The following is a 26,308-nucleotide window of genomic DNA, read 5'->3' on the forward strand; positions in this document are numbered from 1 at the left end:
CGCCGTGAAAGCTCTCGCTGCTCTTCTGGTTAACGCGTCCGCGTGAAAGACGCCCTCAAACGATCGTTAGTATGCATATCCTTTAATTGTACAAATGGTTGCCAAGCTCCTTGAAAATCGCGCCCTATGGGTTTACATACATAACATGGCCCAGGCGATTACGATGAGAGAGCTCCAGAAACTGTCCGCTGCCTCAATCGAGCAGTTGCCAGGAGCTGTTCCGGTTCAGAGCGACGGGCGGACCGTCGCTCTGCTCGTCCCCCTGCGCCCCCCTTCTGAGGCAGCTCGAGCACGGTTTCGTCAGACGCTGGCACAGGCACAGTCCCAGCGCTCTCCTGACGAGCAGGCCGCTCTTGATCGCGAGTTCGGTCCTTGAGCCGACCGCGCGGCGTCCCAGCGGCCTTGGTGGTCGACGCCAATATTTTCGTGGCCGCGGTCCTGGGGTCAATGACAGGCACACACCTGGACCTCATTTCAGGGCGGCGTAGCCTGATCACCAGTGAGGAAGCCTTTGACGAGGCGTACAGAGTGGTAGAGCATATCAGGCCAAACGATCTCTCGGTTTTGGAAAGCCTGCTGGATCTGCTGACCATCATCGCCCGAGAGGATGTGGCCGATAAGGACAGGGCGATGGCCGAGACAGCTCTCAAGAACGCTCCGGCATTCCGCAACGGCAGCGTCACTGATGCTCATCTTCTGGCGTTGGCCTGGACCTTGGATGCCGATCTGTGGAGCCATGACCGTGATTTCGCCGGAACTGGCTGGCCCTCATGGTCAACCTCGAACCTGTTGGCGGCGGTATAAGCTCCGAGCGCCGCCATCCTTATGGTGAGCTCGAGAACCGAGATTAGCGACTCTGATGGCCCCCTCCCCTGCCCCGAAACGGCGCCTGATCGGCTACGCCCGCGTGTCGACCGAGGAGCAGATGACGGACGCTCAGATCATCGAGCTCAAGGCGGCTGGCTGCGTGGTGATCTATCAGGAGCTGGGTTCAGGTGCGTCCCGGGCCCGTCCGGTTCTCGCTCAGCTGCTCAAGGAGATCCGGGCCGGGGATGTGCTCGTGGTCGTGCGCCTCGACCGGCTGGCGCGATCGGTGAGCCACCTGCTTGAGGTCATCGAAGGGCTGGAAAAGAAGGGAGCCCATTTCAAATCGCTCCAGGATCCGATCGATACGTCGACACCCCAGGGCATGTTCTCGCTGCAGGTTCTCGGTGCGGTGGCACAACTCGAGCGATCGCTGATCTCCGAGCGCACTAAGGCCGGACTACGGGCTGCTAAAGCCCGCGGGAAGGTTCTCGGCAACCCTGGGGTTCGCGAATACCGCCCGGAAACTATCCGCCGGCTGACACTTGCCCGAGAGAAGCGGTATCTCGACCCACTCATTGCCTCCGCCGATCGGTGGATGCCCACGGTGAAGCGGATGCGGCCGGACCACCCCTGGGCCGACGTCGTTCAGGTTCTGAATGGGTGGGGCCAGGACTGGACGGTGGAGCGCCTCCGCCGCGCCGTGCGAAAACTGGTCTCGCAGCGCATGGCCGATCCGGCGCTGCTTCAGAGGTCCCCTCCCCGCCCCTCTGCCGACCGGCTCATGACGCTGATCGCTGGCATAGCCATGGCCGATCCGGATCTGTCGCTGCGGGATATTGCTCTGCAACTCGAACGCATGCGAGAGCGCACTCCGCGCGGCGGGACGAAATGGAATGCCTCGTCCGTCAAACAGCAACTCGAACAAGCGCGGAGGGCTGGGCTGACCCTGCCAACATCCTTGCAAGGCGCGGAGTAGCGCGCCAAGAAATATGGTTAACGCGCGGCGCCCGAGTTGAAGCGGGTTCACGCGCCGTGGACCGTTGTCGAGGCGACGGAAGGAGAGCGATAGTAGGGGGTGAGGCGCTCTCAGTCCCCTGCCCATCTTCTGCGACGAACTCCAAAGGCTCTGTTCATCCCTGGAAGTAGCCTCTGGCGCCGGGAATTGATGCCTGATCAGGCTCTCGGTATGGATCATCACCGTTGCGGCGATCGCCCCCATGGCCGGAACATTAGCTCGGTCGGATAGGGCCTTGCCGGTGGACAGGGCAAAGATCGTGTCGCCGTCTGACATTATGTGCACGGGGTTGATGCTGCGGGCAAAGCCATCGTGTCGCGGAACCCCTGCCCGTCCTCTCGTCTGGCGCAGGAGAGGATCTGGTGGGAGCCGGGATGGTAGATATCCGCCCACGGCATTCACGGCCGCGATGGCTCCCGCCCATGAAGTCAGTGCCCGGAACCGGGTGGCTGGCTGTAATGACGGAAATAGCTTACTTCTAGATCAATGGCTGACTAGTCAGCTTGCACCTCCCCTTGTTCTGTTACCAGCAATCAACCTGATAAAGGGTCGGGCCCACCAATGGTACGTTTTACACGTGTAAAAAGCTTCATGGGCTAGCCTGGATAGGTCACATCGTGAAGCGTCGGGGCGGAAACCGCGGTGACACGGCGGGCTTCCATCTGGCCTAGATGTCGCGTAACCACGAGCACTTTGCGCTGGCAGCCTACACGTCAAACAGTCGTCAGCGGCCCGCGGTATGAACGGGAAGGGCTCTAGCTCACACCCTCGAATTTACAGGTAAAACTACGATGTCTTGTGGTCTGCGGCTCTAGACCTAACAAGACACGGCGGTCATCTAGTCAAGGAACGGTAGCTGACGCGCACGGTCGACATCCTACCTGCCAAGTATCAGGATCCCAAAACTATCCGTGGCGCTGAAAAGGGCAGGGCACCAGAAGCTAAAGGCGACTCCGCTGAGGTTAACCGATGAATGTGAGGCCCTCGCTGCAGTTTTTACACGTGTAAAATGTCTCAACTGAGAGCCGCTGGCATCGGCTAAGCGATGCCAGTGCGGCCTTGTACTCGGCCGAGGTCGTTGACGTTGGGGCCAACCAACCACAATCGAGAGCTGCTCGACCCGGATTTTACACGTGTAAAATCGTAGTCAGTGTAAAACTCGCACGACCAGAAATCAGGCTTGGAAAGCCTGATGGGTTTGCTTGGTTGCTCTTGGTTTAGCGGCATGTGGATCGGACTACGCCAGTATGGCAGGGATGGTCTATTTCAGACCACCTTGCTGCAGGGTTTGATGTAACACACTTGGCAAACTCGAATCAGACCGGCGGTCCCAGGCGGGCTAGGTTGACGGAGCGCTGATCCTCGCCTCCGGGGGCGGCGCGCCTAAATTTTTACATGTGTTTAAAATACTCTGTCGCCGAGAGTTATCTTTGATCAACAGCTATTTAGCAAGAACGGCTCAGCAGAAGAAGGCAGCTGCATCTCGTTGCGAGCAGTCCTAGTTTAACCCGATATTAACGTTCTCTGCATTTGATGAGACGGAATTCGGCTGCTTGCCGGCATTTTTCCGTAAGAAGGAGGACCCTGATGGCTTTGCCTCAGCTCAAGAGCGAAGGTCAGGTATCTGCCAGCTCAACATCCAATCGGCCGCCCCGTGTGGGGCTCGACCTCATTGGAGAGCATGCAACCAAGCTCTCCAAAAACCTGCATCGGCAGCTTGAAACCGCTTTTCCGCCGCGGGCTCAAAAGTCCTTTCGCAAGCTGACGTCCGGAGAGGTCGCTAAGCTCCTTGGTGTTGCGGACAGTTACCTGCGGCAGCTCTCGCTCGACGGGAAGGGGCCTGACGTGGAGATACAGTCGAATGGCCGACGCCTCTACTCCCTCAAGGACGTCGCGAACCTGCGGGCGTATCTCGACGCAAATGCGAAAGGGGAGCGGCAGTATTTGAAACATCGTAGCGGGGACGAACACCTTCAGGTGATCGCCTGCACGAACTTCAAGGGCGGGTCAGCAAAGACCACAACTGCGGCTCATCTGGCGCAGTATCTTGCCATAAATGGATATCGCGTTCTGGCCATCGATTTGGATCCGCAAGCGAGCCTCTCGGCCGTCCATGGCCTACATCCGGAAATCGACGTCCTCGAGAACCAAACCCTCTATGGAAACATCCGCTACTCCGGTGCGAGAATTCCGCTCAAGGACATTATCCGGCCAACCTATATTGAGGGCTTGGAAATTATCCCTGCGAACCTCGAGCTCATGGAGTTCGAGCACGAAGTGCCAATGGCTCTCCAGAATAAGCAGGAGGGAAAGCGCTTCTTCGACCGCGTAAACGGCGCGCTAGAGACCGTGCATCATAACTACGATCTCGTTGTAATCGATTGTCCTCCTCAATTGGGATATCTGACCCTCTCAGCTCTCAGTGCCGCAACGAGCATCGTGATCACGGTCCATCCACAAATGATGGACGTGATGTCTATGGCTCAGTTCCTAACGATGACCAAGGACCTGCTAAGCGTGCTTAAAAGTGCGGGCGGCAATACTGAGTACGACTGGCTCAAATATCTGGTCACCCGCTATGAGCCAAACGATGTGCCTCAAGCTCAAATGGTTCAGTATCTCCGCAAGATGTTTGGAGACTATGTTCTTGACAATGAAATGCTGAAAAGCACTGCCGTCTCAGATGCCGGCATTATGAAGAAGACCATTTACGAAGCCGAGCGCGCGGACTTTACGAAAGGTACAATCGACCGCGCGATCGAGTCCATGAACGCTGTCAACCGCGATATCGAAACGCTGGTTCTGCAGGCCTGGGGGAGGATCTAATGGCGAAGAGTGCAAAGCGACTGGCAGCCTTCCTCAACACGGAAGAGTCTGATCCTGTGATTCAGGAGCCAGCATATGAGGACAAGCTGCGGGCAGTCTCCGAAACCATCTCCGAGTTAGCTGTTGAGCCCGGGCCAAGTGGCGTTCCCGTTATCGTAGAGCCATCTGACAGAAAGTCAGGGGCGGGGGAGGGGACTTCAGCGTACCTGAGCTCTGATCTTGAGATCTCTGATAGTGCGCCGACGGTCTCCGCGACGTTAGTGGACATCCCTGAAACGGTTACGGCGGTAACTCCGAAAGTCGAGAGCGAGAGTGAGACTAAGAATATTTCTCAAACAGCATCCAAAAGTCTGCTTCGGCAGAATGCACCTACAAGCCAAGTGATGAAGCGCTTAAGTACAATGGTTCGGGACAATTCTCACGAACTAGAGGACTTGAAGGCACTCGTTGAGAGCGGGCAAACAGTCATTGAACTAGATCCGAGCCTGATCGACGAGTCCTTCATCCGAGACCGAATGGAGGATGGTACTCAGTCGATCGCTGACCTGGCACATCAGATCAGGAGCCAGGGTCAGCTCGTTCCGATCCTAGTGAGGCCTCATCCACAGCAAGATGGGCGCTACCAGGCTGCGTACGGGCATCGGCGCCTGAAGGCCGTTGCTTCGCTCGGGATGAGAATCCGCGCGGTCGTCAGGCAATTGACTGACGTTGAGCTCATTGTGGCACAAGGCCAGGAAAATAACGCCCGACTTGACTTAAGCTTCATTGAGAAGGCGCGATTTGCGGCTGCGATGAAAGCGAAGAAGTTCAACCGTGAGACGATTGCGGCAGCGCTCGGCATCAGCAACCAGTCTCAGATCACTTGGTACTTGCAGGTGGTCGAACGGATTCCAGCCACTGTTATCGACGCGATTGGCCCAGCTCCAGAGGTCGGTCGAAAACGCTGGCTGCCCTTGGCCGAACTTTTCCAGAACGATGCATCCGCGCTAGAAAAAGCGAAGGCGTTCATCAAGACGCCCGCTTTCAACGCTCGGGAGACGAACGAGCGCTTCAACGCTCTCGTCGAAGAGGTGACCCGCAAAGACCGGCCAGCACGTGCTGAGCTTGGTTACTGGGAAGCTCGCGATACGCGGGTCAAAGCAACGATCAACTTTACGTCTAAGCGTTGCACGCTGCAGATCGACCGCAATGTTGATGCGGGCTTTGCCGAGTTCGTCGTCAATAACCTTGATGCTCTGTATGCCAAATACTCTGGGCAATTAGAAGGCTAAATGTACTCGAAGCAAAGGGCAGCATTTCTGCTGCCCTTTAATCTCTATGGCTGGCACGAAATGGGCATGTCTTCACCCGCTTATCACCCTGGGCCCAAGGGAGATGAACTGATCGGCTACCTTCACCAGCTTGCACGGATCTCATTGCGCCGCTTGACATTGGCTGTTTGCCCTGTCCGGGCAGGGGGGTGCCTGAAACTAATGTACATTCCTGAGGACGGGATGAACTGAACGGTTGATGTCGCCGCCAGGCCGCTTTTTGAGGGGTGCCGTAGTCGTACTTTCTTAGCCTATTGCGGAGAATTTGCTCCATAGGGCAGCAAGAATCGGCCAAGATCGACCGATTTAGGGCCTAAACAGCCCAGAATGCCCATTTTCGACCACTTCCCCCACTCATAGCAAACGGTAGCCAAACCGCTGAACGCTACCATTGTTGAGGCAGATCTTCTCATTTACAATACCTTAGATGCTGCCAAACTAGCGACGGGGGCTGCTGGTGCGCCTGAATTTGACCGATGAAGGATCGGAGCGGTCGGCGATCGCTGTTCCCGAATTACCGTGGGAGACAATTGCCGGTCGTTTGGAGCAGCTCACGATCGCCATTCTCCGCTTTGATGCACGGTTGGAGGCGTCGGGTCTGGCCGCCGGATGGCAGTCTCGCTGCGATATGACCGAAGCTGTCCGAGCCCTCATGCTCGATGGCCATCTGGTCGACGTTGGCGACCTTGTCCTTCACGATGCCGGAATGGACGTTCGCAGCCCGACCCATGAACTCACCCGGGCGGCAGCGGCCCTCAGATCTCGACGGACGGCGATGGCTCGAAAAGCCCCTTGGCCGGTATCGTTCGACGGATTGGCGGCCATGAGGGGTGTTGGCGGGATCGGCTCGGAGACGGCGGTATCGAAACGGGAGAGGCCTGATCCGGACGATGAGGACGCCTATCCGGCCTTTGCCAATGACGCGGACCCTTGGAAGGCGCATTTTGCTGAAATTGACGCTGTGTTGGATCGCACCACGAGGGTTCTGGCAGGAGAAACTCCGCTGCCTAAGAGCCGGTCTCACCTGGTTTATGACCCGGATCAGGATGAGGCCGAAGCCGAGGACCTGTGGCTTGATTTCGTTAAGCGGACGAGCCACTGGCCAGCCGTCGCCGCTGCGGCGATGGCCTGGAATGCCTGGCTAGATCTCAACCTTTATACCCGCTTGCCGTGGCTGGGGCTGACAATGGCCGCCTCTATTCTGAGAGCCCGAGGGCTGACGAACCATCTCCTGCCGCTGGCGGCCGGTTTCAAGCAGTCGAAGTTCCGTCCGCAGGGTAGGGAAGGGGCGAAGGAGAAACTCGGTGGCTTTTGCAGTGTCATCGAGGAAGCCCTGGAGATCGCGAACAAGGACCTGGAGAGGCTGATCCTCGCCCGTGAGCTGATGGGGCGGGTCACGGCCAAAACGCGCTCGAATTCGAAGCTGCCGGACCTGGTCGATCTGTTCCTGTCCCGCCCTTTGGTTACCGTGCCGCTCGGCGCCAAGCTGCTGAAGGTCACCCCAAAGGCAGTGGATCTCATGCTACAGCAACTCGGGGGCGCTCTGCCGCGAGAGCTCACTGGCCGGACCCGCTACCGCGCCTGGGGCATCGTCTGACAGCCGACGGCATCAGTTCTCTAACGCCACATGCCCCGCATCTTGGCCCCTATGTCGATGCGAACGTCTCTGGTGAACGATGATCCCGTCGTTTGCTCCGGGGCGACCGGTGGCCATGATCTTCTCTCAAACTGTTTCAGGAGCGCACTCGGAATGAACCGGGTGCGGGCGGCATAAACATGACGATCACCCGTGGCGGACTGCGGATGCGTGAAGAACCGTTGCGGGACGATGAGGTGGAGGCTGTCCTTGGCACGCGTCATAGCAACGTAGAGAAGCCGACGCTCCTCCTCGATTTCCACTGTCGTCCCTGTGCCGAGATCCGACGGAATGCAGCCATCGACGACATTCAGGACGAATGTCGCCTTCCACTCCTGCCCCTTGGCCGAGTGGATTGTCGAGAGGATCAGGTAGTCCTCATCAAGCAGTGGAACTCCAGCCTGATCACTTGTGGCGTCAGGCGGATCGAGGGTGAGTTCCATGAGGAATCTCTCCCGGGAGGGATATCCGGTGGCAATCTGTTCCAACTGGATCAGATCCGCCTTACGGGTCGTCGCATCCTCATGGATGCGGTCAAGGTGCGGCTCATACCAGGCTCTGACCTGTTCAAGCTCCACCGGCCATCCTGCTGATCCCGCCCGCAGCTCTTCAATGGTGTCCACAAACGATTGCCACTCGCCTCCAGCCCGTGGTGGGGCAGGGGCTTCCAGCAGCGCCCCAATCGGATCGGCCGCCTCTGACATACGATCCAGGACCCGCTGAGCCGAGGTCGGCCCGACGCCGGGCAGAAGCTGCATCAGGCGGAAGCCGGCGACCCGATCGCGCGGGTTCTGGACGAACCGCAGCGCCGCCAGCACGTCCTTCACGTGGGCGGCATCAAGGAACTTAAGGCCCCCAAATTTTACGAAGGGGACATTACGGCGGGTCAGCTCTACCTCCAGGGGGCCACTGTGATGGGAGGTGCGAAACAAGACCGCCTGCTGCTTGAGGGGCATGCCGGTCTCGCGGTTCGCCAGCACCTGCTCGACCACGTAGCGGGCCTGATCGGCCTCGTCGCGCACGGTGACCAGCTGCGGCCGCTCGGCAGAGGTTCGGTCCGTCCAGAGGTTCTTGGTGAAGCGCTCGGAGGCAAGTTCGATCACGGCATTGGCCGCCGCCAGGATCGGCTGGGAGGAGCGGTAGTTGCGGTCGAGGGTGACGATCTCAGCTGGCGGACTGAACTGCGCGGGAAAATCCAGGATGTTGCGGACGGTCGCGGCCCGGAAGGAATAGATCGATTGGGCATCGTCCCCGACGACCGTCAGCCCCTGGCCGTCGGGCTTGAGGGCGAGCAGGATCGAGGACTGCAGCCGGTTCGTGTCCTGGTACTCGTCGACGAGGATATGGTCGAAGCGCCCACCCAGTTCAGCCGCGATCAATGGTTCGGCTGCCATCTGGGCCCAGTAGAGCAGAAGGTCGTCGTAATCGAGCACATTCTGGCGCTGTTTGGCTTCGACATAGGCAGCAAACAACTGCCGCAGTTCGGCGGCCCAGCCGGCACACCACGGATATGAGGCCCGAAGCACCTCCTCAAGGGTCGTCTCGGCATTGACGCAGCGGGAATAGATCGCCAGACACGTTCCCTTAGTGGGAAAGCGGCTCTCCGTGGAGGAGAAGCCAAGTTCGTGCCGGATGAGGTTCATCAAGTCGGCTGAGTCCTCGCGATCATGGATCGTGAAGGCGGGATCCAGGCCGATCTCAAGTGCGTAGTCGCGCAGTAGCCTAGCGCCGATGCCGTGGAACGTACCAGCCCAGGTGAGGGCATCTGTCATCACGCTGGCACTCTGGCCCAGAACCTGCCCGGCAATCCGCTCGACCCGGCGCGCCATCTCGGCGGCGGCCCGGCGGGAGAAGGTCAGGAGGAGGATGCGCCGTGGATCGGCCCCGTTGACGATCAGATGCGCCACCCGGTGGGCCAAGGTGTTGGTCTTGCCCGATCCCGCACCGGCAATCACCAAGAGCGGGCGCGGCGATGGCGGAGCCCTCCCATCGGTGACACCGTGTTCCACCGCCCGCCGCTGTTCCGGGTTGAGCTTGTCGAGATAACCAGCCGAGATGGACACTGACGAATCGTCCCTTGTTTCTTCTCGGACGATTGATCCTGATTTCTGGTTTTGTTCGCAAGGGAAGATGGGCTGCTCCCGATCCAAATCCTGTTGGGGGTGTGATCCTCGGGACGGCAGACAAGTTTGGTAACGGGCGGCAGATTACAGTGCGGCGGCATCGTTCCTAGGGCCGGAGAAAGAGCCATGAGAGGCATTCTGCTTGCTGCGATCGGGATTGTCTTGGGTCCCGCTGCAAGTCTGGCCGACGGCCTGAGCCTCGCAGGTACACTCTGGCAATGCACCCGCGCTTCTGATCGATCTCAGTTCGTGATCACCTTCTATCCGGGCGGTGGCGTCGGGGGAGGGGAGTTCGAGAACGGTGAGGTGAGCCCCTACATTTTCGATGCCTCCCAGACGAAACCGGGCGAATGGCCGGGCAGGTGGAGGCAGACAGGCCAGCGTTTCACCTGGGCGTTTCCCGACCAGAGCATTCGGATAGACGGGAGCCTTTCAGGCTCTGGGCGGGCCACTGTTCGGCTCAGAGGCACTGAGACTTCGTCGGGACAGCGATCGGCTATAACCTGCACCTCCATGTCCAAGTTGCCAATGATCGGGGACGGGTTGGTCATTCCCAAGAACGGTCGGTTCATGGACCTGGGTCGGGACGAAGGCGAGTTGAAGGTGCCTGCGGGCCTCTCTCTGCGGGAACCAGAGTAACAATAAGAACAGTGGATGCGGTGATCAGGGGTTAGTCGCAGATTCTGGATCTGCGTACTGTGACGTCGCCGTAGGCGTCGATCCGCCTCCTCACGACGATGCGACACTCCTCCACGGGCGCAGGGATGCCCACAACTCTCTCCTGGTATACGGGTGGAGGCAGGACCGGCTGCCCAGAGACGATCGGGACATTCCGGGGAGGGACCAGGGCAGGCCCTTCGAACCCATCGCTATACTCCAGAGGCACAATCGGCAGAGGCCGCTGGGGCACCAGGGCCGGCCCTTCATACTCTCCAACGAAGTCTTGCTCAATCACGCGACGGCCAATGATCCTGTGCTCGACCGGTGGGGCGATATAGGTTTCCTCAACCGCGAGCCTGCGCTGGACTGGTGGGCGCTCCAGAACCGCCTCTTGATCCTCGTAGTATGGGGGGAGATCTGCGGCGACGGCAGCCGATGTGCTCACCAGAGTTGATCCGCCGAGCGCCAGTGCGGCAAAGCCCGCGCCTGCAACTTTGTTCAAACCAAACACTGGCATGTGAGCTCCTGAGGTCTCCGATGGAAACGTCTCCTTATGGTCAAGGTTCCCCTTCTAAACGTTGGTGCTCGGCCGCGGGACTTCGGCGCGTTGGTAGGCTGTGTTCCGCCTCTTGAGCCAAGCGAGGCTGCGACACAATGTTCGTCCTGACCCGCTTGCGAATTGTATATCAATCCTTATATCAGGCTTACCCCAGCGGACAGTGTTGTGGACTTCGACAGCGGCGGGCGTCACCGCCAGCGTCGATGAGACCGTGCCAGGACGGATGTACTCCGGCCCGGTCTGTTCCTGCGCTTGCCTGACGATGCGAGCGCCCGTCTGGTACCCTATTAGCCCAGGCCCGTAGCTGGCGCGGCAGGAGATGCGAAGGCATTCCGCCCGTTGACCCCGGAGCCTGGGCTTTTCCATTTTGTCAGACGCCGTGTTCAGGCCGTGATGAGGCGAGAGCCAGGATCAAGCTGAAGGTCATCTGTGGCGAACCAACGATGGTCGGGCGCCTAGAGCATCGGACCCAAAAGTAGACCCACTTTTAGGATCGATTCCGATGTTCCACTCTTGGCTGGCGCATCATCGAGTGCGGAAAACCGGATCCACTTTTCCGCACGATGCGCTAGGACTGAAAAAGCCTCAATGTGCTCAGCGCATCGCCGGTCGCCGCGAAAGCAGCCGTATTGTCGAAGATGCACCATGCCGCTCGTCCGGCATTCGCATGACCTTCGAGCGTCGCGGCGACTTCCGCGATGACCTCGTGCGAGTACGCCGAGTAGTACATTTTCGGCGATCCATGCAGGCGGTAGTAAACCAGCCCTGTCCAGCCGCCCGGAGTGCTAGCATTTGGGTGAGGCTTGGGATCGGCCGCCACCCGGGCGGTCCGGTGCTCCACGAGGAAGGCATCGACATCGGCGGTGAACCATGAGGCATGCCGCGGCTCACAGACGAGATCTCCAGCAAGGGACGCTCGAAGCCCCTCGACGAATGATCGCACGTCCGCAGGGTCGAACTTCAGGCTCGGGGGAAGCTGGATGAGGACCGGTCCGAGCTTCGACCCCAGTCCGGCAATCTCTCCCAGAAAGCGCTGCAACGGCTCATCGATCTCGCGGAGGCGGCCTTCGTGGGTGATCGTCTTCGGCATCTTCACGGCAAAGCGGAAATGCTCCGGGACAACACCGGCCCAGCGCTGATAGGTCGACATGCGATGCGGGCGATAAAACGAGGAGTTGATCTCGACCCCGTCAAACCGGCTCGCATAGCGTACCAGATGGCTGCCCTCGCTCGAGAAGGCGTCATCGTACTGCTTTGGGATCGCCCAAGCGGCGGTCCCAACATAGATGCGGTGCTCACTCATACCCAACATCAGGGCCCGGGCTGCCAGGGGGTTAGCCTCGCTTGAGCTTTCCAGCCGCTGTATCGAGCTTCTCGCGGCTATTCCCTTGCTCCTTGATCAACTCTTCGGCCTGCGCAACGCTGATGCCGTGCTTCCGGGCAAAGTAGCCGACCTCGTATCCTTCGCCGCCGGCAACCCGGCCCCGATGCGTACCGCCGCGATTGGCTTTGTCATCAGACATCCAGCAGGAGATCGCCTTCCAGCTTGGGATCAACCAGGGTCGTGTGAATGAGGTGATTAAGCGCGGAACGTGGCTGACTGAAGGTCCGCAATCTGAGGAGGCTCAGGCGCGAGACAAGGCGAAAGCCCGGATGAAGCGCATGCAGTCGGAGGATACCCCGATGCCGCGCAAACAGCCGGTTGCAGCGGGTATCGAGGAAGGGCCCAGAATGCCGAAGGCGAATCCGGCTAGTCCCGCACAGTTGTCGATCGACGACTTCCTCAGGGTATCTGACGACTAAATGGAATCTTGTATCGCTGGGATCCTGCCCCGCTGGTGATAATCAGCTCAAGCCGCGGCAGATCGGAATGGTGCATCAGCAGCACGCCATTCTTGTGCGCGAGCTGATGAGCCGACTTGGTGAAGACCGAGTTGGTAACCACGACAGCATAAGGTGCATCCTGAAAGGCCGCGGCGGCATAGGCTTCTTGTACCGCCTTGTTGCCGACAGTACCGTTGTAGAATTTGCATTGGATCACAACACGTCGGCCTTCCTTTTCGGCAATGATGTCGGCGCCTTGGTCGCCCGATCCGGGCGTCAGCGCAGCACGCCATCCAGCCTCCTGTAGCATCTCCCGACAGTAGCGCTCAAACTCTCTGCCTGTCATCGTGTCATTGAATACGGCCGCTGGCTCGGCCGGCTGGTACCGGTCGATGATCCGGTTGATCCGTGTTCTGAGACGGGCGACGTACCGTTTAGGATTCTTGGCGAGAAGGTGGTCGATCTTCCTGCGCTGGAATTCCGGCAGGAGCGTTTTCTTGATGAAGGTGTTCAGGTGCTTGTCCCAAGTCTCCTCGGAGACGTTCCCATACTCGTCCGGCGAGATCATATGTGCGCGTTTGGTCGCCAAGGTCCGGACATGCTTCAGGGCCGCCCGGTCTGTCAGATCATAGATCAGCAGAAGCGAATGGACCTTCGTCAGGCGCAAGAAGAGCAGCAGCGCCAACCCGCACCGGGCGGCGATCGGCTTCAGGTATAAGCCGGCCCCGAACAGCAGGAGCAGCACAGCGCTGAACGCTTTATGTCTCCAAAGGTACTGAAACATTCCCTTTCCCGGGCAAATGGCGGTTATTGCCATGATTGTCAGCTGCTTTCGATAGCTGAGCGCGGTTACTGGCCGCTTTGCCGCGAGTTAAATCGCCGGGAACTCACAAGAATATTTCGTCGGCAGAGTTGGCCTCATCTCGTGGAATGACGAAGAGCGCCGTAGGAAGCAAGATCATTAACTCCCTGGCTTGCCATGCATTGTGCTTACTCACTAACAGCGTTGGTGCCTCATAGGTTGGCGCGATGCTCTTTCGCCTGAATGACGGTTGCATTCTCAGCCAGCATTCCATAGGGGCGTCACAGTGTCAGCCGACCCCGTTTCAGCAACCTGGACGAGCCCAACATTCTCCACTTTCGTAAGGGACACCAGCTGCACTTCGAGGGACCTGAGTGTGTACGTTACAGTAGGCGCTCGATGACATTGTGATCTGCCAAGCGCTTTGTACGGATGCGGCGAAGTTTTTCCTTCTTGATCGGATCGGAAGAGACGAAACCATTTGGATCACTGCCGACAACCGCTCGATAATCCGCGATATTCTCATTGGCGCGACGCAAGGAACGCGATGTTTCCTCAACGAACGCGTCAGAGACCGTGATAGTATACTTGATATCGACCTTGCGCTTGCCCTCGGCGATGTCGACGCATTGAAGCTCCTTGATAACGCCGTCAGCTTTGAGGTTCTCCATGCCTTCCGTGATGCGGCGCATTGCGTCACGCGGACGCTTGGTTGAAAGGGCCGATCCGTCGATGACCTCGCGGGCATAGATCACGTGCATGTGCGGGTTCATGCGATGATAAAGCACATCGTGGTTGAGCCGCATGTAAATCCAACGTTCGATCGGCCCACGCATCTTCATGACGGCTTCGTAGTTCATCTGACGGAAGTCCAGATGCATCATGGCTTGCGAGACGAGCCAATTAAACTGGACCGTCGATTTGGCACGCTCCTTGCCCCTGTTGGCGAATGCAAGCTGGGGGAAGGCAGCGCTCGAGATCACGCGCTCATGGATCTCGCCATCATCCCCCACATCAGTTCGAATGATTTCGACGGTGGACTGGTGAAGGATGGTGAGCGCCTCGACGATCTCGTAGTAGCTGTACGTGTGACCGGTTCGGGAGAGCTCAGTCTTTACCTCATTGATGCTGAACGAGACATTGACCTCGTCCTTAGCGCTGAGGCTGATACGATTACGCATCGCGGCGATGCGACGGATAACCCATTCGACTAGCCGCTCGCGCTCGCCAGGGTACTGCTCGCTTTCTTTGCCGTTCTTGTCCTTGATACGGGCTGGCTTGAGGGTGACCTGATAGACCTTGCCCGCGAGTGTGAATGTCCGCTCCAAGGTCTTCAGGTATCTCCCGTCTTTGAGATCGTCAGAGGCGCGGGAAGGAATGGAACGGGGAGCCACGTCCCATAAGGAGATCGTATTAGTGATCCCGGGTTCTTCTACCACCCACAGTTCGCCTTGCAGGCTTTCGTGGATGATGGTCCTGGGCTTCAGAGCCTTCGACATGCTGTGTCTCCTCGCAGGTCAAGGTACTTAGGACTTCAAACCATACAATGCTAAATCGCTGAACCACCTGCATTTGTTGGGGTGCATAGTAGGTCTGAGCCGCACATTCAGTAGGTTTGAATCGCGCTTATAGTAGGTCTGGGTCGCGCTTACGGGACTGGCGAATGTTCGAGAGGCTCCTCGGTTAGCGAATCGAGGACTTGGTCATAAGCGGTTGGGGAATCTCCGATTTCAAGCCGACACTCTAAGTGCGAGTCAAACCTACTAGCCGGTAGAGAGGGGATGGTTGCAATCCTAGGTGCCGTCCAGACCATCCCACGATGGAGGCGATCGCGACTCAAACCTTGCGGACAGGTAGCTGGGGCAGGGGATCAGGCTCGGCTTCCGAACGTGCGGGTCAAACCTACCGAATCTGGCAGTTCGGGTAGTAGGTTTGGATCGCGCATGGGAAGGGGTGCGCCTCAGACCTACTGAGGTCGTGAGTCAAACCTACCGAGGTCGCGCGTCATACCCACTGAGTCCGCGGCTCAGACCTACCGAGCCTCGTTGAGAGATTTGACAGTAACGCCAGAGGGTTAGCTTTTACTGGTCGGTTTCAGGATGAGGCTGGCTATGAGTAGTGCGTTCGAACTTCTGCAGACTATGGGGAGGGTGTCCCGTCCTCAGCAAGCGGTGGTCGCGGAACAGGGCATCCACGAGGGGCGCTGGACGAGGGATCAGGTCGCGGCGTTCTTCGAGCTCCCAGAGCGGGAGGCTAGGCCCAAGGAGCGGCGCCCCAGAGCTCCTGCAGTGACACGTCGGACACGTCTGTCTCAGCGCCGCTGTTTCTTCAGTCGGTACGTTCGGCGGTTCAATATCGATGTGTTGGTTCATCCCGGTCTGAGCACCGGAGCAGTTACGACCCTTGTGTACCTGATCTCCCGTTGCGGCCGTTACAAGCGATTGCAGACATGCACTTCGTGGCTGGCGGCCGACCTCGGCGTGTCTCCAAGGACCATCCAGAACCATTACCGCCAACTTGAGCAGGCTGGCTTTCTGGTTCGCTCCAGCCCAGATAGGCTTGGGCGGACAACGATCTACCTGACCAACTTGGTTGAGGCCCGCCCGGTTCAAAAAGAAGAGGCTCAACGCGTTGCGCAGCATGGGGAGGGTGCGAAAATTTGTTCGCCCACCAATGAAACAGATTCAAAAGAAAGGGGGAAATCTCGCACCCAAAGGGAAAGCCCTGATCGCGAAACCCCCGGGCTCTCTGAGGATCAAAAGATGTTCGAAGCGAAGGGTGGCCCATCAGAGCCACTTCGGCCGTGGCATCGTATAGATCTGCCCGAAAACGGCATCCGCCTAGCTCTTCATTTGGAGCGTCTAAGCCCCGGAGAACTTGCGGCATCAGTTATCCATCTTGATCATCACGGGAGCTGTCGAGATTTTTGCGACGAGCTCCCGGGGGCGGCGACCTCTCGGGGATACTGAACGATCATGAGCGAGCACCCGAGCGGCTCCCTCCCCGGCCCACCACCGCATGAGCAGGTGTCCGTGCCTCTCGTCTTCGAGGTCCGTGACCTTCCATCGCTGGTTGCCCGTGGGACAGGACTAGCAGAAGCTGGCTGGTGTGCGTGTTGATGAGCTCGCCAGCGGGTGTCAGGCCCCATTTACGAAAGTAAGGCTTGAGCATGGGCAGGACCTATCACGCCGCAAGGGGAGGGGCGACGACAACTGGCCGGTCCCTTCGGATTTTTGAATAGAGGTCTGCTGAATCGCTCGTCTGAGAAAGCGGCCATGCCCCTTACGGAGCCTGAACCTTCACCTCGCCGGTCCGGTTGGCGGCTTTGGCAAAGCGTTGGTCAAAGCTGACAAAGGCTGTGCATCCCACCGCTTTCCCCAGGTGAAGAGCGTCCGCAAAATCGAGCCCCTGGGCCATCCAATCGAGCGCTTTTGCGGCCAGGGGAGCATCTTCCAAAGTGACATGGGGCAGTCCGGCAAAGGCGCTTAATGCCGCTCCGACCTGAGCCGGGGTATAGCCATAGGCGCTGCGCAAGACCCATTCCGTCTCCAGGAGAACGGTCGTGCAAACGAAGACATCCTCCCGATCAATCAGGTCGCGTGCTTTCGGCGATTGCTCAGGGTGATCGCCGGTCAGATACCGGACGATCAGATTGGTATCAATCGCGAGCATGACGCCGCTTGGCCTCGGCAACGATGCTGGCTTCCATCTCCTCCAGGGTCTTGGGTGGGCCCTGATGAGGCAGCGATCCGTACACGTCGTCCGGCTGGGACGGGGCAAACACAGGAGCGGCCTTCAGCAAAACGCCTTCTGGGGTCTCCTCCACGAGCAGTCGGGTTCCCGGTTCCCAGTGCCGGTGCTGCCGGATGGACTTGGGCAAAATCACCTGGCCCTTTGTGGATACAACCGTCATGAGGCGCTCTGTTTTTGTCATCGAATGCCCGTTATGGAAGGTAAGACGTGGGTAAGATAAGCATGCTGCGGCGGCGGAGCAAGGCCGTCCAGGCTTTCTCCAATGGGCAAGGACCATCCGACACCGACACCTGCATTGCCGTGGCCGAGCGGGGAGGGGCCTAGATGCGCGAGTTTGACGCCCGCGAGCAAACAGCGATCCACGCCTGGTGCCCGGGGTGCGGCTCCGCTTCGACGCCCGCAGTAGGCCGACAGCGCGGGCGAACTCATCAGGGTGGTACGCTCGACGGAGAGTGGGACCACGCATCCTGGTGCTCTGGGTGGACGGCCGATCCAGCGGGCGGGGTATGGTATCCGGCACGAGACCCAAGAGGGGGGAGGACGCCCTTGGCAGTAACCGACCACCGGGGGCCGCCCCTTTCATCCCCACAATCGCTCCGGCTCTGGCCTTTGCCTAGGAGATGGACAGGGCCTGATCCCAAGGCAGTTCAGGCGCTGCTCAGGGATCGATACGACGGTAACGGCTTCCGCAGGAGAATTGCCAGACGACACGCGAAACCGATTGGATGGAGCAAATCACCGGCAGGGCCGAAGAGGTCCCAAATAGCCTGAAAAGGTGAAGAGTCGGCTTGGTATCGATAAGCATCGCCTTCATCAGCTTTGCCGTCTGCGCTTCGGTCGCTGAATTGAGCCCTTTCGCGCTTTTGACGATCGTTGCGATGGCTCTTGGTGGGGCGAGCTGGGTGCTGGCGCTCTCGAGCTTCAATGCCACCGTGCAGTTGTCCTCACCCCGCTGGGTGGTCGGGCGCGCCTTAGCCCTCTACCAGATGACAGCCTTCGGCGGCGTGGCCTTCGGCAGCTGGATCTGGGGCGTAGCGGCCGCCCGGTTCGGGACGTCGGACGCTCTTCTGATCGCCGCGGGGGTGCTGGTGGCCGGAGCGGCCCTTGGCCTGCGGCTGCCCTTGCCTGAGATGAAAACACTCAACCTTGATCCGCTCAACCGCTGGACGGAGCCTAATCTTGCCGTCGATACCCTCCCCCGCAGCGGCCCGGTCGTGATCACAATCGAATACATGATCCGGGAAACAGATATCGCGGCCTTTCTCGCCGTGATGGCGGAGCGGCGACGGATCCGCCGTCGGGACGGCGCGCGTCATTGGACGCTGCTGCGGGATCTGGAAAACCCCGAGGTCTGGCTCAAGCGCTACCATAGTCCGACGTGGCTGGACTACGTGCGGCACAACCAGCGTATCACGCAGGCCGATGCTGCCGTGGGAGAACGGCTCCGGGACCTTCATCAGGGGGCAGGTCGGCCGCGCGTGCATCGCATGATCGAGCGACCACCGGGCGGGCCACCCCCGGATCCTGGATCTCATGGCCATGACCTGGCCGAACCGCTGACCGATCCGATCCGGTCATCGTAGGTCAGGTCACCGGCTCCCGACGCTGCCGAAGGCTGGGCGAGGTCTTCCGGTGGCACCGAGGGGACAAGTGTCGGCTGCATCTAATCGGATCACCAGCCAGACGTGGAATGTGACACTGAGTGATGTTACGGCGCCAGAGGGCCGTTCGCGATACCCGCTTCACGGAGCTCTGGGATTGAGCCAAGCCATTTGTTGCCGCAATTTCCTGCAAATGGCAGTCTCAACCCGTTACACACGCCATAAGAGCCCTTCGCACCCAGCAACCGAAAGCCGCCTATGATCTCCATGCTCAGATGGTTACATCTGCCTGTCTTGGCTCTCATAGCCGCTGCCCTGGTCGGTCGGGCCGCGGAGGCTGCGCCCTTATATCCGAAGCACGAAGCTCCCATTCCGCCGGCAACGATGACCCTGATGAAAGGGAACAACACCGCTCCCGCGGAACCGATGCTGATCCGCATCTATAAGAAGGAGGCGGAACTCGAAGTCTGGAAGCGCAGCACAAGCGGGCGGTATATTCGCCTCAAGACATTTCCCATCTGCCGCTGGTCAGGCCAACTCGGTCCCAAGCAGAAGGAGGGCGACCGGCAGACGCCAGAAGGCTTCTATGCCGTCACCGCAGCCCAGATGAACCCGAAGTCCAAGCACTATCTCTCCTTCGACACGGGATTTCCCAATGCCTACGACCGAGCGCATGGGGCCACCGGGTCCGCCTTGATGGTTCACGGAACCTGCTCCTCCGCCGGCTGCTATGCCATGACGGATGCGGGAATGGCGGAGATCTACGCCCTCATGCGGGAGGCATTCAGAGGTGGCCAGAAGGCTGTCCAGTTGCAAGCCTATCCATTTCGCATGACGGCGGAAAACCTCGTTCAGCATCGCCTGGATCCGAACATTGCGTTCTGGCGCCAACTCAAGGAGGGCTCCGATCGCTTCGAGGCTACTCGGGAAGAGTTGGTTGCGAGCGTTTCGGCGGGGCAATACACCTTCCGACCAGTCAGAGATCCGGACACGGAAGCAGAGGTGCTGGCCTACCGGGCCATGGAAGACGATCACATGGCAGTGTTGCTGGAGGAGGGCAGGGTGGCCATCCGGACCACCTATGCCGATGGCGGGCAGCATCCGTCCTTCACCGCTCTGTGGCGCCGCGGCATCTCACTGGGTGAGGTCAGCCGTCCCGAGGCTCTGGCCTATGCCGGCCTCGAGCGTGTGATTGCGCCTGCAAGGGTGATGCGACCGGTGTGTCCCGTACCAGGGACCTGCACACCATCATCCGCTGACGCAAGGGCCGCCTCTCCTCCAGCCATGGGAGAACGTCTCGTGGCCCTCGCGTCGCTGGATGGCCCGTCCACGTGGCTGAAGGAACTGCCGTCGCTGTTGACGTCCGCCCCAGTCGGCGGCGCGGCACTGGGTTTCATCCATGACCAACTGATAATCCAGGGAGCACAGGAGATCGTGCCCGCACGCCTGGCACAGAAGATTTAAAGGCAGCATGGCTGGCGGATGCCAGAAATCGGAGACCAAAAACGCCTTCCGCCGGACTTGGACGCGGCCTTAATGTCGCAACCATGCCCGATGGACCTGTACGCCGTTTCGAGGGCAGTTAGGGCTTCAATGCCACCTTGCGAGTGGAGGCCCAACGAATGGGCTTGTAGTCCTTGGCCTTGAGCTTGGCTTGACCCCAGATTGCCACGAGGTAGCGAGCATCCCCGAGGATGATGCCGTCCAGTTTGGCGGCCCGGTTGATGTCGACGCTTTCCTGATTGCCCTTAAGCCGTCGCGTGTCCCTCGTGGACATCCGGGTGACGAAGGTCACGACCAGACCGGGAGAGCCCTCGACCTCGTAGGCGTTGAACAGGCGCAGGCCATCAGGCCTCTCGTCAATGAGCCGCTCGACGAAGGCGAAGCCATTGTTCTCCGCATGCATCCGAATGTCCGCGAGGGTCGTCTCGCCATATCGGAAGCCGGGAAAGTCGGCGGGCTTACTATCAGGCCGGCCGCCCCAGGTCTCCTCGGCATAGGCGATCCGGCCGTTGAGTGGATCCGTCGCGAGCGCGAGCTTGTTCCCGTCAGACAGTCTCCACCGGACCTCCTCGTGGGGCCCCGCGGCAACTCTGGAGGCTGGCTTGCCTGCGACCCGCGATGCCGTGGTGATGTCCTCCCCGATGCGGATGCCGTTCAAGGTCTGAGCCTGCGTTGCCGCCGTCAGGGCAAGAAGGCCAAAGGCGGGGAGCGCGTGCCGCGCGACAAGGGAGGTGAAGGTTCTCATGGCGGATGTCGGCAGAGGGGCAGACAACCTACCTTTGCCAGGACTTTCGTCAACCGGACTAGGGCATTTTGCGGATCATGGTTGCAGAAGGGTCACGGCTTCTGGCTGTGCTCCGGCGCTGGAGAGAGCACTTCACTGCCGTGCCGCTTCTCCGGCACGGGACGATTCCCGCCTCGATGCACGACAAACCTGAGAAGCGGTTGTTCTGCCTTGTTGAGGGTGCGTCGAACAGATGACGATCGTTCACCTCCTATCGCGCAGCCGAGCGGTTCAAACAGGAATCTTGCTGATGATCCAGTCCGTCGCCTGTGAGCTAAAGCCGATTTCGGTCAACTCCTCCTCGAGATCCTCGATCATATCGGGGTCCAGTGTGATGGAGTTGTCATCCGCATCTGCCCCTGCCATGGGCTTCTGCCCACCTTCGTTCGCGTCTGCATTTTCCATGGGGGCTACTGTGACGCGCACGAGCGGTTCGTTATCTCCATCCGCAGCATCCTCACTATCGTAGATCTTGAGTGTGACCCAGCGCCTCTCAACTTCGTCCGCATAGACCGTCTTCCACTCGCCCATGGTCCTCTCCTGGATCAAGCCTCAGCGCTGCCGTCCTTCGGCATTGTAGCGTCATATTCCCAGACCATCAGTGGCCCCTTAGCGGAGGCGACCACAGCCGCTCCGCTCTCCCGGTAAGGGAACTCCTTAGCTGCAGGATCGGCTAACCCGATCCCGCAGCAGGCGCGTCGATGGGCTTGATTGACACCGCAGCCTGTCAATTGACGCACGAAACAAGACACGCGCCTTGTCATCGGTCTGACGTGGCGATGGGACGAGCCCCCCGAGCTTGGGATTGGACAGCACAATGCCCATATCAGTTCTATGCCGCCCAAGGGATCTTCACCATGCACACTCGACCTGTTCGAGGTCACGCTCACCATCCCGACGCCTGCGTCCGAACTGGCTCCTGGTACCGCCAAGCTGTCGGCACTTGCCAGCCTGTCCGACGCTCAGCTGGCTGAGCAGCTGAGCGGGCTCGTTGAGGAAGTGCAGCGCCGATTGGAGAAGGGCAGGGGGAAGCGGCCGGAGTTGGAATCAGTGGCACGGGAAGCTAGCTTGACCCTCAATCGCCTCGTTTCCGGCTCTACAGGCCATAACAAGCCATTCAGCTCTGGCAAGACTTCATCTCCGCTGCCGGAGGGGCAGCGCAGGGCGGGGCGGGCGGATCTGCCGGCGGGCGTGGCTCCCAGTCAGGTGGCGAAGCACTTCGGTTTGTCGCTGGACGCCGTGCGTTAAGGTGCTCGAGGAGGCTGCAGCGGCTACCTAAACGCATAGAGTGGCGAAACTTCCGAATGCCAATATTCTGACGCTGAGTTCTGACTGGCAGGAGGACGCTTGTGGCAGACAGCTATGACGTGGTGATCATCGGGGCTGGGCATAACGGCCTCGTCTGCGCCTGTTATCTCGCCGCCGCCGGTCTGCGGGTGAAGGTGGTCGAGCAGCGCTCCGTCGTCGGAGGCGCCGCCGTGACGGAGGAGTTCCACCCCGGCTTCCGCAACTCGGTCGCGTCCTACACCGTCAGCCTGCTTAACCCGAAGATCATCCGCGACCTCGATCTGCCCCGCCACGGCCTGCGAATCGTCGAGCGGCGCCTGGCCAACTTCTTCCCGCTGCCCGACGGCCAGTACCTCAAAACCGGTGAGGGCGTGACCCGCTCGGAGATTGCACGCTTCAGCTCCCGTGATGCTGAGCGCTACGAGACTTACTCCGCCGAGATCGACGCCATCGCGGACGTGCTGCGCGACCTCACCCTGCAGCAACCACCCAACCTCGCGGACAGTGGCTGGCGCACGGCCCTGTCCGAGGGCTGGAAGGCGCTGAGCACCGGCCATCGCCTGCGCCGCCTGTCCATGGCCCAGCGGCGGGCCCTGCTTGATCTGTTCACCAAGTCCGCCGGCGATTACCTCGACGGCTGGTTTGAGACCGACTGCGTCAAGGCCGCCTTCGGCTTCGACTCCATCGTTGGCACCTTTGCCAGCCCCTACACGCCCAACACGGCTTATGTCCTGCTGCACCACGTCTTCGGTGAGGTGAATGGCAAGAAGGGCGCTTGGGGCCATGCTATCGGCGGCATGGGAGCCATCACCCAGGCGATGGCGAATGCTGCCCGCGAACGTGGGGTGGAGATCGAGATCAATGCACCCGTCCAGGAGGTGATCGTCGAGAAGGGGAGGGCGGCCGGCGTCGTGCTCAAGGATGGCCGTGCCATTCGGACCCGGACTGTGGCCGGCAACGTTCATCCCAAGCTCCTGTTCGACCAACTGGTGCCGGAGAAGGCGCTGCCGCCGGACTTTCTCGCCCGCATCCGGCGCTGGCGGTCAGGCTCGGGCACCTTCCGCATGAACGTGGCTCTGTCCGAGCTGCCGAGCTTTTCCGCGCTGCCTGGCCGTGACCCTGCCGATCACCACACGGCCGGCATCATCATTGCCCCCTCGCTCGCCTACATGGACCGGGCCTATGACGACGCCAAGCGGGAGGGCTGGAGCCGGGAGCCGATTGTCGAGATGCTGATCCCGTCCACCCTCGATGAGAGCTTGGCGCCCAAAGGAGCTCATGTGGCGAGCCTGTTCTGCCAGCACGTGCAGCCAACCCTATCCCAGGGACGCTCCTGGGATGATCACCGCGACGAGGTGGCTGACCTGATGATCGCGACAGTGGAACGCTATGCTCCTGGCTTCCAGCAGAGCGTGCTGGGGCGCCAGATCCTGAGTCCGCTCGATCTCGAGCGCACCTTCGGGCTTATCGGCGGCGACATCTTCCATGGGGCCCTGAGCCTGGATCAGCTCTTCAGCGCCCGGCCGATGCTGGGTCATGCGGATTACCGAGCGCCGTTACCGGGCCTGTACATGTGCGGTTCCGGCACGCATCCGGGGGGTGGCGTCACCGGCGCCCCAGGCCACAATGCAGCACGGGCGATCCTCGCAGATGTTGGCCGGCGCCGATCCAGGCGAGCCTGACGCGGGGAGCGAAGCTCGTCCTGAGCGTCTGCCCTCTAGGGTCAGTATCAGGAACACGTCTTGCGCTGACCCGTAGATGGCAGCCTTGCCCCGCCCCAAGAGACGAAGCAATGTCGTGTCCTCACAGCCCCGGCCAGCTTGTGCAATTTGGACCCCACCTGCCAAGCTCTCTCTGTCGCCACCGAAAGCGATCCCGAACCCATGGACCATACCACTGCCGCGGCAGCTCCGCCCATCGTAGAGCCTGGCTTTATTGCGCTGCTCATTGCCGTCTCCGCCGTGAGCCCGCTGGGGATCAATATGTATCTGCCCTCGATGCCCGGCATGGCGCGAGCCCTGGGGGTCAGTTTCACCACCATTCAGCTCACCCTGTCGCTCTATCTCGGCGCGATGGCATTGGGGCAGCTGATCATCGGGCCACTGTCCGACAGATTTGGCCGTCGCCCCGTGCTCCTGCTCGGCCTCCTTACCTTCGTCGCGGGATCCGTCATCTGCCTGTCGGCGCAGAGCGTTGGGGTCCTGATCGTCGGTCGCATCGTGCAGGCGATCGGGGGCTGCGCCGGCATCACCCTGAGCCGCGCCATCGTGCGGGATCTCTATGGACGCAATCAGGTGGCCAGCATGATTGCGTATGTCACCATGGGCATGGCGGTCGCTCCCATGATCGCACCGACCATCGGCGGCCTGCTCGAGACGCTGTTCGGCTGGCGCGCTTCATTCGCTTTTCTGATCGGGTTCGGCGGCCTCGCCCTGGTATTCGCACATTGGCGCCTGCCCGAGACACACCACAGCCACGCCGGAGGAGAGGCGCTCCGCGAGCTCCTGCAGGGCTACGGCAGCCTCGTCCGGTCGCGCCCGTTCTGGGGCTACACGCTGGTGACCAGCTTTGTGTCGGCCATGTTCTTCGCCTTTCTGGCCGGCGCCCCGTACGTGATGATCGAGCTGCTCGGGCGCAGCCCGGCGGAGTACGGGCTCTATTTTGCCCTGGTGCCGTGCGGCTACATTCTGGGCAACTTCGCCACGGGCCGCTTAGCCGCCACGATGGGACCGAACTGGATGATCCTGGCCGGCACGCTCCTGTCTCTCGCCAGCATCGCGGCCATGGCCGCGGTGATCGCTACCGGCTTGCTGTCCCCGGTCGCCCTGTTTGGGCCCATGCTGTTCATCGGGGTGGCGAATGGGCTGGTGCTGCCGAGCGGCATTGCCGGTGCGGTGAGTGTGAGGCCGGATCTCGCCGGCGCCGCATCGGGTTTGTCGGGCAGCTGTCAGATTGGGTTCGGGGCGCTGGTCGCTCCCGTGGTTGGCGCGGCCCTCAGCGCGACCGTCTGGCCGCTGATCGTGATCATGACGATCTGCTCACTCCTGGCGGTTGCTTCGCTCTCCTTGGTTGCAGGTCCCCGCAGGGCTGCTGCAGGCCGGTAGATCGCTTTGGCTTGCGCAGATCGGATCCCCGGAAGGAATAGGATTGTGCGCGGAGCCGAAGTCGCCCGAAGGTCAGCAGTGGCAGGGTCAGCGGACCGCCACACGGCCAAGCTTAAGCGCTCAGATTGATCCCTTCCTGACGGTCAGCATGACATTGGGTCATGCTCCAGGTTAAACGTTGCCTCGCCCGAAGAAGACGACGTTGTCGCTGGCCTCAACCACCTTGTGGAGTTGCGACAGCTCCATGAACGCGTGGGCGCGGTACAGCCGCCACATCGGGCTAGCCATCTCTTGGAAGGGGTGGTCCGGATTGGACGTCCACCAGGACTCCCATTCCTGGGCGGTGAAGTCGTCGCCGTAGGCATGCGTCACAGTCAGATCCGGATCAAAGCCATCGTCGACGCAGAGGGCCTTCGCCCTGACTCTGATCTGGCTGTCCATGAGGTCGGATGTTTCCTGAGTCCGCGCGTACAACATGATCACTCCGCAACCGGCTTGGACGAGGGGAGGGGCTGACTGCGCTGATCCATGCAGCGTGTTAGCTCTTGGATAACCCAGCGTCTGGCTTGGCGTTGTGAGGATCGTGTCATGGTGACCTCCTGCGATGTCACCAGGATCGACCGAAACAGCCCGTCCTTCCGTGACCAGAGCCACACATGGCTCGTGAGAGAGCGATCACGGTCATTTCTGCGGTGAGCGGTTCAAAGGAAAGGC

At 60.3% G+C, this 26,308-nt stretch carries 20 protein-coding genes and 3 pseudogenes; 10 read left to right on the top strand and 13 right to left on the bottom strand.

All coding sequences use genetic code 11. The annotated features are described in order from the left end of the window. Positions 1-372 precede the first annotated feature (372 nt). Together KBI52_RS09495 and KBI52_RS09500 are read left to right on the top strand one after the other, a co-directional pair. Positions 373-804 (top strand): PIN domain-containing protein, encoded by a 432-nt coding sequence (locus KBI52_RS09495; protein WP_210806970.1) that lies wholly within the window; start codon positions 373-375, stop codon positions 802-804. Positions 805-859: 55 nt separating this feature from the next. Continuing rightward, positions 860-1,783 carry a recombinase family protein gene (locus tag KBI52_RS09500; protein WP_210806972.1) on the top strand — a complete coding sequence of 308 codons (924 nt, stop codon included), beginning with the start codon at positions 860-862 and terminating at the stop codon, positions 1,781-1,783. 177 nt (positions 1,784-1,960) lie between these two features. Here the strand turns inward: KBI52_RS09500 and KBI52_RS34055 are convergent. Further along, a pseudogene (locus KBI52_RS34055) lies at positions 1,961-2,279 on the bottom strand (peptidase S58 family protein); the annotation flags it as partial. Positions 2,280-3,409: 1,130 nt separating this feature from the next. On the opposite strand from KBI52_RS34055, the gene repA reads away from it, so the two are divergent. From repA to KBI52_RS09520, 3 genes are all read left to right on the top strand, one after another. Further along, the gene (gene repA, locus KBI52_RS09510; protein WP_210806974.1) at positions 3,410-4,648 is read left to right on the top strand and encodes a plasmid partitioning protein RepA; all 1,239 of its coding nucleotides are present in this window, start codon (positions 3,410-3,412) and stop codon (positions 4,646-4,648) included. Then, positions 4,648-5,919 carry a plasmid partitioning protein RepB gene (gene repB / locus KBI52_RS09515; protein WP_210806976.1) on the top strand — a complete coding sequence of 424 codons (1,272 nt, stop codon included), beginning with the start codon at positions 4,648-4,650 and terminating at the stop codon, positions 5,917-5,919. Before repA ends, repB begins: the two co-directional genes overlap by 1 nt. A gap of 496 nt (positions 5,920-6,415) precedes the next feature. Then, complete coding sequence (locus KBI52_RS09520; RefSeq protein ID WP_262266135.1) at positions 6,416-7,555, top strand: RHE_PE00001 family protein; 1,140 nt, start codon at positions 6,416-6,418, stop codon at positions 7,553-7,555. Positions 7,556-7,575: 20 nt separating this feature from the next. Here KBI52_RS09520 and KBI52_RS09525 read toward each other — a convergent pair whose 3' ends face one another. From KBI52_RS09525 to KBI52_RS09540, 4 genes are all read right to left on the bottom strand, one after another. Continuing rightward, positions 7,576-9,651 carry an ATP-dependent helicase gene (locus KBI52_RS09525; protein WP_210807008.1) on the bottom strand — a complete coding sequence of 692 codons (2,076 nt, stop codon included), beginning with the start codon at positions 9,649-9,651 and terminating at the stop codon, positions 7,576-7,578. Positions 9,652-10,387: 736 nt separating this feature from the next. Continuing rightward, the gene (locus KBI52_RS09530; RefSeq protein WP_210806978.1) at positions 10,388-10,894 is read right to left on the bottom strand and encodes a hypothetical protein; all 507 of its coding nucleotides are present in this window, start codon (positions 10,892-10,894) and stop codon (positions 10,388-10,390) included. Between the two features lie 610 nt (positions 10,895-11,504). Continuing rightward, complete coding sequence (locus tag KBI52_RS09535) at positions 11,505-12,248, bottom strand: DUF72 domain-containing protein (protein WP_210806980.1); 744 nt, start codon at positions 12,246-12,248, stop codon at positions 11,505-11,507. A gap of 22 nt (positions 12,249-12,270) precedes the next feature. Further along, positions 12,271-12,459, bottom strand: a complete 189-nt coding sequence (locus tag KBI52_RS09540) for a DUF3606 domain-containing protein (RefSeq protein ID WP_210806982.1) — start codon at positions 12,457-12,459, stop codon at positions 12,271-12,273. Between KBI52_RS09540 and KBI52_RS09545 the strand changes: the two genes are divergently transcribed. Then, positions 12,446-12,739: a hypothetical protein gene (locus KBI52_RS09545; protein WP_371823148.1), complete on the top strand. Its 294-nt coding sequence runs from the start codon at positions 12,446-12,448 to the stop codon at positions 12,737-12,739. The two genes, KBI52_RS09540 and KBI52_RS09545, sit on opposite strands and share 14 nt — an antisense overlap. Here the strand turns inward: KBI52_RS09545 and KBI52_RS09550 are convergent. The 5 genes and pseudogenes from KBI52_RS09550 to KBI52_RS09570 all read right to left on the bottom strand — a co-directional run bounded on the left by KBI52_RS09550 (position 12,720) and on the right by KBI52_RS09570 (position 17,496). Next, positions 12,720-13,544 carry a restriction endonuclease gene (locus KBI52_RS09550; RefSeq protein ID WP_210806984.1) on the bottom strand — a complete coding sequence of 275 codons (825 nt, stop codon included), beginning with the start codon at positions 13,542-13,544 and terminating at the stop codon, positions 12,720-12,722. The two genes, KBI52_RS09545 and KBI52_RS09550, sit on opposite strands and share 20 nt — an antisense overlap. 401 nt (positions 13,545-13,945) lie before the next feature. Further along, positions 13,946-15,061, bottom strand: a complete 1,116-nt coding sequence (locus KBI52_RS09555) for a hypothetical protein (RefSeq protein WP_210806986.1) — start codon at positions 15,059-15,061, stop codon at positions 13,946-13,948. Between the two features lie 1,386 nt (positions 15,062-16,447). Then, positions 16,448-16,609: pseudogene (locus tag KBI52_RS34060) on the bottom strand (hypothetical protein); the annotation flags it as partial. A 235-nt stretch (positions 16,610-16,844) separates the two neighbouring features. Then, complete coding sequence (locus KBI52_RS09565; protein ID WP_210806988.1) at positions 16,845-17,234, bottom strand: type II toxin-antitoxin system VapC family toxin; 390 nt, start codon at positions 17,232-17,234, stop codon at positions 16,845-16,847. Then, positions 17,221-17,496 carry an AbrB/MazE/SpoVT family DNA-binding domain-containing protein gene (locus KBI52_RS09570; protein ID WP_210806990.1) on the bottom strand — a complete coding sequence of 92 codons (276 nt, stop codon included), beginning with the start codon at positions 17,494-17,496 and terminating at the stop codon, positions 17,221-17,223. The genes KBI52_RS09565 and KBI52_RS09570 overlap by 14 nt, the downstream gene beginning before the upstream one ends. A 616-nt stretch (positions 17,497-18,112) precedes the next feature. Here KBI52_RS09570 and KBI52_RS09575 point away from each other — a divergent pair. Next, a pseudogene (locus KBI52_RS09575) lies at positions 18,113-18,898 on the top strand (MFS transporter); the annotation flags it as partial. A 276-nt stretch (positions 18,899-19,174) separates the two neighbouring features. After that, positions 19,175-20,380, top strand: a complete 1,206-nt coding sequence (locus KBI52_RS09580) for a murein L,D-transpeptidase family protein (protein ID WP_210806994.1) — start codon at positions 19,175-19,177, stop codon at positions 20,378-20,380. A 118-nt stretch (positions 20,381-20,498) separates the two neighbouring features. Here KBI52_RS09580 and KBI52_RS09585 read toward each other — a convergent pair whose 3' ends face one another. Both KBI52_RS09585 and KBI52_RS09590 read right to left on the bottom strand, forming a co-directional pair. Further along, positions 20,499-21,164 (bottom strand): hypothetical protein, encoded by a 666-nt coding sequence (locus tag KBI52_RS09585; RefSeq protein WP_210806996.1) that lies wholly within the window; start codon positions 21,162-21,164, stop codon positions 20,499-20,501. A 270-nt stretch (positions 21,165-21,434) separates the two neighbouring features. Then, on the bottom strand, positions 21,435-21,734 hold the full coding sequence (locus KBI52_RS09590; protein WP_210806998.1) for a hypothetical protein: 300 nt from the start codon (positions 21,732-21,734) through the stop codon (positions 21,435-21,437). A gap of 818 nt (positions 21,735-22,552) precedes the next feature. Here KBI52_RS09590 and KBI52_RS09595 point away from each other — a divergent pair. Together KBI52_RS09595 and KBI52_RS09600 are read left to right on the top strand one after the other, a co-directional pair. After that, complete coding sequence (locus tag KBI52_RS09595; protein WP_210807000.1) at positions 22,553-24,172, top strand: NAD(P)/FAD-dependent oxidoreductase; 1,620 nt, start codon at positions 22,553-22,555, stop codon at positions 24,170-24,172. Positions 24,173-24,373: 201 nt separating this feature from the next. Further along, positions 24,374-25,594, top strand: a complete 1,221-nt coding sequence (locus KBI52_RS09600; RefSeq protein ID WP_210807002.1) for a multidrug effflux MFS transporter — start codon at positions 24,374-24,376, stop codon at positions 25,592-25,594. Positions 25,595-25,765: 171 nt separating this feature from the next. On the opposite strand, the gene KBI52_RS09605 is transcribed toward KBI52_RS09600, so the two are convergent. Beyond that, positions 25,766-26,035: a hypothetical protein gene (locus KBI52_RS09605; protein ID WP_210807004.1), complete on the bottom strand. Its 270-nt coding sequence runs from the start codon at positions 26,033-26,035 to the stop codon at positions 25,766-25,768. Positions 26,036-26,308: the final 273 nt, after the last annotated feature.

The sequence above is a fragment of the Microvirga sp. HBU67558 genome, assembly GCF_018069605.1.
In the GTDB taxonomy this organism is placed as follows: domain Bacteria; phylum Pseudomonadota; class Alphaproteobacteria; order Rhizobiales; family Beijerinckiaceae; genus Microvirga; species Microvirga terrae.